Below are 10,554 nucleotides of genomic sequence, written 5' to 3' on the forward strand. Positions count from 1 at the left end.
TTATTGGCTGCGAGCATTCCATGCCCTTGCAATAATTTGGCGCAACCATAACAAATAAACCACAGGCAGACGAGTATAGTAAACTCAATAGAACGATTAATTGAAATGTAAACCTTCAGATGTCACTGTGAAAGCCAGATAATTGACCGGATATCTCATATTCAGGCAATAAAAAACCCGGCCAGAGGCCGGGTAAAAGGGCATACAAAATGAACAATCAGCGCTGATCGAAATCCACTACCACGTTATCGGAGATCGGATGTGCCTGGCAACTGAGGATATAACCGGATTCAATCTCATGTTTCTCAAGACCATGAGAGATATCCATGTCGACCTCCCCTTCCACCAGCTTACATTTACAGGTAGAACAGACGCCGGCCTTGCAGGAGTATGGAAGATCCAGTCCATTGTGCATTCCGGCATCAAGGATATTCTCGCCCACCGCAGCCAGATCAAACGTCACTGCCCGGCCATCGGCGCGGACGGTCACTTTGGACATCTTTTCTTCACCAAACTGTTCTTTACGTTTGGCGGCTTTTTCCAGCATCTCTTTGGAGTCGGCTGAGGAGTTAGCAAACAGCTCGTAATGGATCTGTTCATCGGTCAGACCTTCCAGACGGAAGCCCCGCGAGATCTCAGACATCATCGACTCAGGACCACAGATAAAGGCATCATCAACCGTTTTAATGTTGATGAGTCCGGCTTTCTGCAACGCATAACCTTTGGCATTATCGATCCGGCCATTCAGCAGGTCAGCGCCCTGATCCTCATAGTCCATAATATTGATCCACTGAAAGCGGTTCATATAGCGGTTCTTAATGAAGTTCAGCTCATCTTTGAACATGACCGAGTTACTGCGGCGGTTACCGTAGATCAGTGTGACTTTTGAGCCGGGCTCAGTATCCAGCGCAGATTTAATAACGGAGATCATCGGCGTAATGCCCGATCCCACAGCAATACACATATAGTCTTTGCTGTTTTCAGGGTTCAGTTCGGTATAGAAACTACCCTGCGGCGGCATCACTTCGAGTGACATTCCCGGCTTGAAGGTATCGTTGGCAAAATTCGAGAACTTACCGTTCTTAACCCGTTTAATACCCACTCGCATATGGCCATCATTGACGCCGGAGCAGATCGAATAGGAACGTCGAACCTCTTCGCCGTCAATCGTCGCACGCAGAGTCAGAAACTGCCCCTGTATGAATTTGAACTTATCGGTCAGTTCAGCCGGTACTGCAAAGCTTACGCAGATCGCGGTGTCCGTTTCCGGCTGTACATCGGCGATTTTCAGCGTGTAGAAATTGGTGTCTGACATGCTTCACCTATTTTTTATATGTTTTTATAAGTTGTTCATCAGAGCTGATTCGGGATCAGATCTTTTTGAAATAATCGAACGGCTCACCGCAATCATCACACTGAAACAGCGCTTTACAGGCGGTCGAACCAAACTCACTGATTCTGCGGGTATTGCGTGAACTACAATGGGGACAGGCCGCATGAGCCTCCGGGGTCAGGCCGTCTTCATCCAGCCCGGCATCCTCCGGCGGCGCAATGCCATAGTCCCGCAGTTTTTTGCGCCCCTCAGCGGACATCCACTCGGAGCTCCAGGCAGGCGAGAGTGACAGCTTGACTCTCGCATCCTGGTAACCATTGTCATTCAGCAGCTGAATCACATCGGTGGTGATATTGTCCATCGCCGGACAGCCCGAGTAGGTTGGCGTTATGGTGACTGTCACCTGCTCGCCGCTATACTGCACGTCACGCAAAATCCCCAGATCCCAGATACTCAAAGCGGGAATCTCCGGATCTTTAATCACATCAAGCAGGTCCCAGAGCGCTTTAACATCAGCAACATTACGCTGTTGCAGACGCTGGTACTGCTCTTCTGGCATCAGTGAGATCTCGTTCATAGCCCGTTACCACTTACAACCAGGGTGAGAGCGATGCACAATCTGCATCTCCGTCAACATATGACCAAGGTTCTCGGTGTGATAACCGGTACGACCGCCGCGAACAGCCCAGCTTTCCTCAGGAACTTCCAGGGTTGCTTGCATCAGAATATCGGTTACCATCTGTAGCCAGCGATCACGCAGCCCGGCAACATCAACACCGATACCGGCATCCGCCAGCAACTGTTCGGTCTCATCCATATCGAACATTTCATGGGTATAGCCCCACAGCTGATCTACTGCTTTCTGGGCACGCTGATGGCTCTCTTCGGTGCCATCACCCAGACGCAGTACCCAGTCGCGGCTACGGCGCAGGTGGTATTTCGTCTCTTTGATCGCCTTAGCGGCAATCGCAGACAGAGTTTCATCTTTGGATTGCAGCAGTTCTGGCAGCATCAACGTGTAATAGACATCGGCGAACAGCTGACGCACCTGCGAATAGGCAAAGTCACCTTTAGGCAGCTCCATCAACAGCAGGTTACGATATTCACGGTCGTTGCGCATGTAGGCAAAATCGTCTTCGTCACGGCCATCATCCGCCAGCTCAGCCGCGTAGGTATAAAACATCCGCGCCCGACCGATGTAATCCAGAGAGACGTTACCGTAAGCGATATCCTCTTCCAGAAATGGCCCATAACTGACCCATTCGGAGATCCGGTGGCCCAGTACTACGGAATCATCACCCAGCCGGGTCGTGTATTCCAGAGTTGCTTGTTTAATCTGATCACTCATACTCGATTCTCCCCGATCACATGTTGTTAACTGGGTCAGGCAGAACGTAATAGGTCGCATGACGGTATGGTTTGTCATCACTCGGATCGTAGAAGCAATCCGCATCATCTTCCTGAGACGCGCAGATATCGCTGGATTTAACCACCCAGATGCTCACGCCTTCGCTACGACGGGTGTAACAATCGCGGGCATATTCCAGCGCCTGCTCATGATCTTCGGCATGCAGGCTGCCAACATGTTTATGGTCAAGGCCACGCTTGGAACGTACAAACACTTCAAACAGTTCCAGTTTTTCAGTAATGGTTGTCATCTCATCTACCCCTTATGCCGCATGCTGTGCTTTTTTCGCACGTTTCTTTTCGTTATAGGCTGTAATTGCGTCCCGAACCCATTCACCCTCATCGTGAGCGGCGATATGGTGTTCTACACGCTGGCGGTTGCAGTGACCGTTGCCATTGATAACACTCCAGAACTCATCCCAGTTCAGATCGCTGCTATCGTAGTGGCCACGCTCTTCATTCCACTTTATATTCTTGTCAGGATGTTCAAGACCCAGTACTTCGATCTGCTGAACGGTCTGATCAACAAACTTCTGCCGCAGGTCATCATTGGTTTCACGCTTGATCTTCCACTCCATCGACTTTTGCGAGTGAGCAGATTCTGAATCGTGGGGACCAAACATCATCAGTGCGGGCCAGTAAAAACGATCCAGGGCATCCTGAGCCATCGCTTTTTGCCCTTCTGAGCCTTTAGCCAGTGCCAGCATCGCTTCATAACCCTGACGCTGATGGAACGACTCCTCTTTACAGATACGAATCATGCCGCGGGAATAGGGGCCATAGGAGGTACGTTGCAGAGACACCTGGTTAACAATCGCCGCACCATCCACCAGCCAGCCAATCGCGCCAACATCTGCCCAGGTAAGCGTCGGATAGTTGAAGATAGAGGAGTACTTAGCCGCTCCGCTCTGCAACTGCTCAATCATCTCTGAACGGGAGATTCCCAGCGTTTCGCAGGCGCTGTATAGATACAGGCCGTGACCCGCTTCATCCTGAATTTTGGATAGCAGAATGGCCTTACGACGCAGAGAGGGCGCTCGGGTTAACCAGTTACCCTCAGGCTGCATCCCAATCACTTCGGAATGAGCATGCTGAGAGATCTGCCGAATCAGGTTTTTACGGTACGCATCTGGCATCCAGTCTTTCGGCTCAATTTTCTCTTCCGCCGAAATCTTGCGCATGAAGTTTTGTTCTTGAGGTGTTGTCATTATTCTCGTCTCCACTTCGTTTAAGAGCACTCAACAAAGCTCTTTCGCGATGGCTTTTACGTTGGCGATCCCGGCAACAGGCCGCCCGCTTTATTGGATTTTCGGGCGGTTATCAAATACCCGCTTCGCCTTTCCTTCAGAACGGGGAATAGTCCCCGGCGGCAGAATTTCAATCTGGGTAGAAATTCCCACTACCGCCTTAATATGATGCGCCAGCTCTTTAGCAGTCTGATCCTGACGGGCACTGGCCGCTTCGCTATTGAGTTCTACCTTCACCAGCACGGTGTCGAGGTTACCCTGCTTATCCACCACGATCTCATAGTGCGGCGCCAACGCAGCGATCTTCAGAATCTGCTCTTCGATCTGGGTCGGGAAGACGTTCACCCCGCGGATAATCATCATGTCATCAGAGCGGCCAGTGATCTTATCGATACGCCGCATCGGACGGGCAGTGCCCGGCAGCAATCGGGTCAGATCGCGGGTACGGTAACGGATAATCGGTAAGGCTTCTTTAGTCAGCGAGGTAAATACCAGCTCACCATACTGGCCATCGGGCAGCACTTCACCGGTATTCGGGTCGATAATTTCAGGATAGAAATGGTCTTCCCAGATCGTCGGGCCATCTTTGGTTTCGATACACTCCATCGCCACACCCGGCCCCATTACTTCGGACAAGCCGTAGATGTCGACAGCATCAATCCCCAGACGGTTTTCGATGTTTTTACGCATTTCATCGGTCCAGGGCTCAGCACCAAAGATGCCACAGCGCAGTGCCATCTTGTGAGGATCTAACCCCTGACGCTCTATCTCATCGATAATATTGAGCATGTAAGACGGTGTAACCATGATAATGTCAGGATCGAAGTCGTTCATCAGCTGAACCTGCTTCTCCGTCTGGCCGCCGGACATCGGAATCACCGTACAACCGAGACGCTCAGCGCCGTAGTGGGCACCCATACCGCCGGTAAATAAACCGTAACCGTAAGAGATATGCACCTTATCGCCTGCATGGCCGCCAGCGGCACGGATAGAACGCGCCACCACATCCGCCCAGACATTGATATCATTCTGGGTGTAACCCACGACGGTTGGCTTACCCGTGGTACCAGAAGACGCATGCACCCGCACCACGTCGGTCATCGGCACCGCAAAGGAGTTAAACGGATAGGCATCTCGCAGATACGCTTTGGTGGTAAACGGAAAACGCTGCAGATCATCCAGCTGCTTCAACTCGAAGGGATGAACATCATGCTGGTCGCATAGTTTTTTATACGCCGGAACATTATTGTAGGCGTGTGCAATACTCCACTGCATACGCACTAGCTGCAGAGCTCGCAGCTCATCAATGCTGGCGGTTTCAATGGGATCAAGCGCCCGACGGGGATGCTTATCATATTTCATAACTTTGCTCGTCCTGTCTTTTTATATTGCAGTACTCAGAACATTTAAAAATCAACCCGCCAGGCATTCGGTCCTGCGCAGGGCTGATCAACGTGTCACACAGAATTACACGCGTTCAATGATCATCGCGATACCCTGCCCTACACCTATACACATAGTACAGAGCGCATAGCGACCACCAGTGCGATGTAACTGATACATCGCAGTCATCACCAAACGGGCACCACTGGCACCCAGAGGATGCCCCAACGATATAGCGCCACCATTCGGATTGACATGGGCTGCATCATCGGCCAGTCCCAGATCACGCATGACCGCCAGCCCCTGAGACGCAAACGCCTCATTAAGTTCGATAACATCCATCTGATCCAGCGTCAGTCCAGTATTAGCCAGCACTTTTTTGGTTGCTGGCGATGGGCCAAAGCCCATAATACGCGGCGCCAGACCCGCCGTTGCCATACCGACAATCCGGGCTTTCGGCGTCAAGCCATATTTATCCGCCGCCGATTTAGACGCGATCAGCAGCGCACAGGCACCATCATTCACTCCGGATGCGTTACCGGCGGTGACTGAACCACCTTCACGAAACGGTGCTTTCAGTTTAGACAGATCTGCCAAAGTTGTTGACGCCCGGGGATGTTCATCGGTATCAACCACCAATGGTTCACCTTTACGCTGTGGAATCACCACCGGTACGATCTCTTGCTCAAACAGGCCACTGGCCATTGCTGCGGCGGTTTTCTGCTGACTGCGCAAAGCAAACAGATCCTGATCTTCGCGGGAAATATTAAACTCTTCGGCGACGTTTTCAGCCGTTTCCGGCATGCTATCCACGCCATACTCAGCCTTCATCTTTTTATTGATAAAGCGCCAGCCAATGGTGGTGTCATAGAGGCCGTTGGGGGTGCGACTGAACGCTGACTCCGCTTTACCCATAACAAAGGGCGCACGGGACATCGATTCACAGCCACCGGCGATCATCAGCTCAGTTTCACCGGCTTTAATAGCGCGTGCCGCCACACCGATGGCGTCCATACCGGAACCACACAAACGGTTGATCGTCGTGCCAGGGACTTCCGTCGGCATCCCCGCCAGCAATGCTGACATACGCGCGACGTTGCGGTTATCTTCACCGGCCTGGTTGGCATTGCCGTAGATAATGTCATCTACCTGAGTCCAGTCCACCTGTGGATTGCGATCCATCAGCGCCTTAATAGGCACCGCACCCAGATCGTCAGCCCGCACAGCAGAAAGTCCGCCACCATAACGACCAAAAGGCGTACGGATAGCGTCGCAGATATAGGCATCTGTCATGTTATGTCCTCATTTTTATTTTCTGGATTCGCTAACCTTTGCAGCCTGCAGATTGAAAAGTCCTGCAACAGTAAAGCCAGCTATTCCCGTCTCGATTTAATATTACACAATTATAAACAGTTGACAACTTTTATGTATCACTTTTATCCGATCTACCATCCAAATACCCTGATTACTATCACCATTGTAAGTTTAATAGCGTTTATTAATGAAACCTAATTACTACAAGATAAGCCTTAATTTGTATCAATGATATTCAGAGTATAGATCGCTGACGTCATAAATAGCAGCACTTACTACGATTGCGAAATCGACACTGATAAACCGCACGCAGGCAAAAAGATCTGAAAACAGCGCTAACCGTACTAAACTGTTAACCAGGCGATGTAGGGGGTAAGTCTATGAACATAATCACCAGCCAACAGTTGTTAGAACATTATCCATTAAGCTCATTTACCAATGCATCGGTATTTGGCGCATTACCTGAATCTGCGATCCACTGGTTGCTGAAAAATGGGGTTATCCGCGAGTTCAAAGCGGGTGAGGAACTGTTCAGCCAGGGCCAGCCGGGCAACAGTTTTCATGTCATTCTGGCGGGTTCAGTCGATTACTATAAATATCATGAGGGTCGCTATGCTTATATCCGCCAGTACAAAGCCGGAGAACAGATCGGTTTTGTCAGTATGATTGCACTGCATGACCGGGTGGGACTAGCCCCGGCGTGTGAAGCAGGCACCTCACTGGAGATAAACTCAGAGGTGTATCACGACTTTCACTTGCGTCACCCGCTTGAGTTCGGCATTCTGATGATGAACCTTGCCCGGGAGATGGCCCGGACACTGAGAAACACTAACAATATTCTGGTGAAAAAATCGCTGATAAGTGAAACAGATCACTGATGTCGCGTGCCACCATAGATGGCATGATCATGGCCACTCAGATAGGCCCAAAAGCGATCACCATAAGAAAAGTGCCACCACTCCTGCAGATAGTTAACAAAGCCTGCCCGGCTCATTACATCCCCCAGCAGTACACGGTTTGCCATAGCGGCAGCACTAATAGATGAAGCCTGCGTCAGGCAGAGATCCGGAGCAGTTTCCGTCCAGCGGTAGATATCCATGCCAAAATCGAGCATCGTGCCACTCTCGTCAACCAGAAACAGATCCACCGCAGCCCCGGTATTATGAGGAGGAATATTAAGAGTGCCGTCCGGATAGGCGACTGCGGAGACCATCCGCGTTGTTTCATCGAATAGCTCGGCTTTGGAGATCTCAGGCAGTCGCTTACGCACCCGTTTCATCTCATTAACGAATAATATTTTCTGCACATTGAGACTGCGATATCCTTCATACAGGCGCAGATAAATACCAACAGGCAGTAGAGACTGGGCATGCAACAGACGGGTATAGATGCCCGCACGGACAAAGGTGTAGTCATCCCCGGTTTCAGGGCATTCCGGTGGTGGTCCATATTGCAGGCCACCCAGCAGGCGTATATTGACAAGTGGTTCACCGCACTCCTGAACAGGCACTGCTAGCACTTGAGAAGAGGATGGTGCCAGTTGATGCATCAGGCTCTCCGGTCAGATCACTCAATCACAGAGACTCATTGTAAAAACGCTAACGGCTGAGACTCACTCAACAAAGTATATCGGATCAAACGGAGAAATGTGCAGCCTGAAAGGCTGCACATGAAGAAAGTAGCAGGGGCTGTTTAACCGACAGCAATCGGCGTTATGTTGACGGCATGAATGCCGACATCCTTCGGTGATGCTTCAAACCTTACAGACTGACCTGTTTTCAGACTTTTATAACCTTCGGTAATAATGGCTGAATAGTGCACAAACAGATCCTCTTCGAAGTCAGGAGAGACTATAAAACCAAACCCCTTCGCATTGTTAAACCACTTAACTGTTCCCGTATGCATTCAGCGCTCCTTATTTAATCAGTAACTGCTTGTCGTCAGTGCTCTTCAACGTGAGCTCTGCAATGTCCATATTGATCTGACTACTCTGCGACTATTTTCAGAAATATGAGCAAACGGGTATATAAGAAAAACTCCTATAATTGGCTAACAATGCATATAAAGGCGTCGCAGATCAAAAAAAAGCAGGCGAGTGCCTGCTTTAGTTGAGTATGCATCCGGTTAAGCCCGGTCCATATCTCCAAAGATGTCGCGTTTCAAACGTTGCCGTTCAAGACGGTCTTCGATATCTCTGCGACGACTGTGTGACTTACGACCCAGCTCTTCAGGCAGATCGTCATCTGCCTCGTCCCCAAAATCGTCAGAGTCAAAATCTACTGCTCGGATCGGGCGCGCGCGACGCTTGCTGCCTTTATAACTATCGAATTCTTCATCCCAGTCATCCTGGTCATCTGAATAGTTATTGACACGATTCCTGTTACTCATAATGCTTCTCTTTAATACCTCAAGGGCTTTTATGTGTTACGCACATCTATTGCGTTTCACCTGACCGAACGCCTGAAACCCGACAAGCAGATACAGGGCGTCTGACCATAAAAATATTTGATCAGTTCTTTAACATACTGTTTAAAGTACAATTGGATTATTATCACAGTTTCAAAGCCTGTAAAATGATCCTTTTTTATTATTTCGATAAAAATTACTAATCGAACTTGCTAGTCGAACTTACTAGTCGAACTTGCTAGTCTGACTTACAAACCGAGCATTTGTTTTACATTATGGAAATCGGACTACTACGCACTTTTATTGAAGTCACCCGCACCCGTCATTTTGGTAAGGCGGCTCAGAACCTCTACCTGACGCAGTCCGCAGTGAGCTTTCGGATCAGGCATCTGGAAGAGCTGGTTGGCGTACCGCTGTTTACCCGTCAGCGTAATAACATCCTGCTGACTATGGCCGGTGAACGGCTGATACCGCATGCAGAAAACATCATTAAAAACTGGCAAATGGCACTGCAGGACGTCGCTATTTCGGTAGAACAGGATCTGCAACTGGTATTAGGCGGGATAACAAACCTGTGGGGCACCTTTCTGCAATCCACGCTGCCTAAGCTGGCTGAAAGCTTCCCTAATATGGCGATCCGAACAGAGATTAATAATCATCTGGAACTGACCCGGTCACTGCTCTCAGGCACACTGGACCTTGCAATCTTACTGGACCCGCCGAGCCTCAAAGAATTGAATCAGCAACAGATTGGCCAGATAGAGCTGGTACTGGTCAGCAGCCATCCCAACCTGACATCAGATCAGGTTCAGGAGCATGATTTTATCTTTGTTGACTGGGGAATGGCGTTCAATCTGAGAATAAACAAACTCTTCAAAAAACCACTCACACCCATTCTGCATACCGAACAGAGTCAGATCGCCCTGGAGTTTGTACTCAGCCATGGCGGCTCAGCGTTCCTGCCACTGGTGTTAGCCGGTCCCTATCTGGAATCAGAGAAGCTCCACCGAGTTAGCAATATCAAACCGGTAAAACGTTCAGTGTACGCGGTATATGTAAAAGAATCAGAGCGTTATCCACAGCTACAACCCATTATCGAAAAGTTGTGTCAATATGAGCTCAAGCCGGAGATGACACTCTGACAAGGAGTGCCAAGTCAGGCCGACACAATGTTTCGAGAGATATCAGCAGTCATCGGGCAGCGGCTTAGCTATCCACCAGGATAGATAACGCCTCTTTAATTTCGGGCTGCATTACCTGAGCATTATCCTGCAATTCGGTCACGGTAACGGCAAACTGGGTGCGGATAACATCGTTTTGATCGACAAGCCAAGCAAGTGCTGCCTGACTACATTGTTGAGGGGTCCAGGTGTGTTTCAGTGGAACCCCAGACCCTTGAAGAAAAGCAAAAAAATCATTCTGATCCTTCAAAACAGAAATCATATGCGCCTGCTCCTACAACAC

Annotated in this window: 13 protein-coding genes; 2 read left to right on the forward strand and 11 right to left on the reverse strand. The window is 49.8% G+C overall.

Annotation, left to right across the window (positions count from 1 at the left end):
• Positions 1–217 precede the first annotated feature (217 nt).
• From paaE to pcaF, 7 genes are all read right to left on the reverse strand, one after another.
• Complete coding sequence (gene paaE / locus Q0499_RS13040; protein WP_299200074.1) at positions 218–1,315, reverse strand: 1,2-phenylacetyl-CoA epoxidase subunit PaaE; 1,098 nt, start codon at positions 1,313–1,315, stop codon at positions 218–220.
• Positions 1,316–1,370: 55 nt separating this feature from the next.
• Complete coding sequence (gene paaD / locus Q0499_RS13045) at positions 1,371–1,910, reverse strand: 1,2-phenylacetyl-CoA epoxidase subunit PaaD (RefSeq protein ID WP_299200075.1); 540 nt, start codon at positions 1,908–1,910, stop codon at positions 1,371–1,373.
• 6 nt (positions 1,911–1,916) lie between these two features.
• Complete coding sequence (gene paaC / locus Q0499_RS13050) at positions 1,917–2,681, reverse strand: 1,2-phenylacetyl-CoA epoxidase subunit PaaC (RefSeq protein WP_299200076.1); 765 nt, start codon at positions 2,679–2,681, stop codon at positions 1,917–1,919.
• A 16-nt stretch (positions 2,682–2,697) separates the two neighbouring features.
• Positions 2,698–2,991, reverse strand: coding sequence for a 1,2-phenylacetyl-CoA epoxidase subunit PaaB (gene paaB, locus Q0499_RS13055; RefSeq protein WP_296055134.1), 294 nt, complete (start codon positions 2,989–2,991; stop codon positions 2,698–2,700).
• Between the two features lie 12 nt (positions 2,992–3,003).
• Positions 3,004–3,948, reverse strand: coding sequence for a 1,2-phenylacetyl-CoA epoxidase subunit PaaA (gene paaA / locus Q0499_RS13060; RefSeq protein ID WP_299200079.1), 945 nt, complete (start codon positions 3,946–3,948; stop codon positions 3,004–3,006).
• 90 nt (positions 3,949–4,038) lie between these two features.
• Complete coding sequence (gene paaK, locus Q0499_RS13065) at positions 4,039–5,349, reverse strand: phenylacetate--CoA ligase PaaK (RefSeq protein WP_299200081.1); 1,311 nt, start codon at positions 5,347–5,349, stop codon at positions 4,039–4,041.
• Positions 5,350–5,454: 105 nt separating this feature from the next.
• The gene (gene pcaF, locus Q0499_RS13070) at positions 5,455–6,663 is read right to left on the reverse strand and encodes a 3-oxoadipyl-CoA thiolase (RefSeq protein ID WP_299200083.1); all 1,209 of its coding nucleotides are present in this window, start codon (positions 6,661–6,663) and stop codon (positions 5,455–5,457) included.
• A gap of 401 nt (positions 6,664–7,064) precedes the next feature.
• On the opposite strand from pcaF, the gene Q0499_RS13075 reads away from it, so the two are divergent.
• Positions 7,065–7,562, forward strand: a complete 498-nt coding sequence (locus tag Q0499_RS13075) for a cyclic nucleotide-binding domain-containing protein (protein ID WP_299200085.1) — start codon at positions 7,065–7,067, stop codon at positions 7,560–7,562.
• Here Q0499_RS13075 and Q0499_RS13080 read toward each other — a convergent pair.
• From Q0499_RS13080 to Q0499_RS13090, 3 genes are all read right to left on the reverse strand, one after another.
• Positions 7,556–8,233, reverse strand: a complete 678-nt coding sequence (locus Q0499_RS13080) for a M15 family metallopeptidase (RefSeq protein WP_299200087.1) — start codon at positions 8,231–8,233, stop codon at positions 7,556–7,558. The genes Q0499_RS13075 and Q0499_RS13080 overlap by 7 nt on opposite strands.
• A 143-nt stretch (positions 8,234–8,376) precedes the next feature.
• Positions 8,377–8,589 carry a cold shock domain-containing protein gene (locus Q0499_RS13085; RefSeq protein WP_299200090.1) on the reverse strand — a complete coding sequence of 71 codons (213 nt, stop codon included), beginning with the start codon at positions 8,587–8,589 and terminating at the stop codon, positions 8,377–8,379.
• Between the two features lie 219 nt (positions 8,590–8,808).
• A complete protein-coding gene (locus Q0499_RS13090) occupies positions 8,809–9,072 on the reverse strand; it encodes a hypothetical protein (protein WP_299200092.1) in 264 nt (87 codons plus the stop codon).
• Between the two features lie 293 nt (positions 9,073–9,365).
• On the opposite strand from Q0499_RS13090, the gene Q0499_RS13095 reads away from it, so the two are divergent.
• Positions 9,366–10,232: a LysR substrate-binding domain-containing protein gene (locus Q0499_RS13095; RefSeq protein WP_299200095.1), complete on the forward strand. Its 867-nt coding sequence runs from the start codon at positions 9,366–9,368 to the stop codon at positions 10,230–10,232.
• A 64-nt stretch (positions 10,233–10,296) separates the two neighbouring features.
• On the opposite strand, the gene Q0499_RS13100 is transcribed toward Q0499_RS13095, so the two are convergent.
• The gene (locus tag Q0499_RS13100) at positions 10,297–10,533 is read right to left on the reverse strand and encodes a hypothetical protein (RefSeq protein ID WP_299200097.1); all 237 of its coding nucleotides are present in this window, start codon (positions 10,531–10,533) and stop codon (positions 10,297–10,299) included.
• Positions 10,534–10,554 lie beyond the last annotated feature (21 nt).

Source organism: uncultured Amphritea sp. (assembly GCF_937127095.1).
Lineage (GTDB): Bacteria > Pseudomonadota > Gammaproteobacteria > Pseudomonadales > Balneatricaceae > Amphritea.

Excerpts from the sequence above, each read along its gene's own strand:
- paaE (WP_299200074.1), bottom strand. The coding sequence starts at position 1,315 with ATGTCAGACACCAATTTCTACACGCTGAAAATCGCCGATGTACAGCCG.
- paaD (WP_299200075.1), bottom strand. The coding sequence starts at position 1,910 with ATGAACGAGATCTCACTGATGCCAGAAGAGCAGTACCAGCGTCTGCAA.
- paaC (WP_299200076.1), bottom strand. The coding sequence starts at position 2,681 with ATGAGTGATCAGATTAAACAAGCAACTCTGGAATACACGACCCGGCTG.
- paaB (WP_296055134.1), bottom strand. The coding sequence starts at position 2,991 with ATGACAACCATTACTGAAAAACTGGAACTGTTTGAAGTGTTTGTACGT.
- paaA (WP_299200079.1), bottom strand. The coding sequence starts at position 3,948 with ATGACAACACCTCAAGAACAAAACTTCATGCGCAAGATTTCGGCGGAA.
- paaK (WP_299200081.1), bottom strand. The coding sequence starts at position 5,349 with ATGAAATATGATAAGCATCCCCGTCGGGCGCTTGATCCCATTGAAACC.
- pcaF (WP_299200083.1), bottom strand. The coding sequence starts at position 6,663 with ATGACAGATGCCTATATCTGCGACGCTATCCGTACGCCTTTTGGTCGT.
- Q0499_RS13075 (WP_299200085.1), top strand. The coding sequence starts at position 7,065 with ATGAACATAATCACCAGCCAACAGTTGTTAGAACATTATCCATTAAGC.
- Q0499_RS13080 (WP_299200087.1), bottom strand. The coding sequence starts at position 8,233 with ATGCATCAACTGGCACCATCCTCTTCTCAAGTGCTAGCAGTGCCTGTT.
- Q0499_RS13085 (WP_299200090.1), bottom strand. The coding sequence starts at position 8,589 with ATGCATACGGGAACAGTTAAGTGGTTTAACAATGCGAAGGGGTTTGGT.
- Q0499_RS13090 (WP_299200092.1), bottom strand. The coding sequence starts at position 9,072 with ATGAGTAACAGGAATCGTGTCAATAACTATTCAGATGACCAGGATGAC.
- Q0499_RS13095 (WP_299200095.1), top strand. The coding sequence starts at position 9,366 with ATGGAAATCGGACTACTACGCACTTTTATTGAAGTCACCCGCACCCGT.
- Q0499_RS13100 (WP_299200097.1), bottom strand. The coding sequence starts at position 10,533 with ATGATTTCTGTTTTGAAGGATCAGAATGATTTTTTTGCTTTTCTTCAA.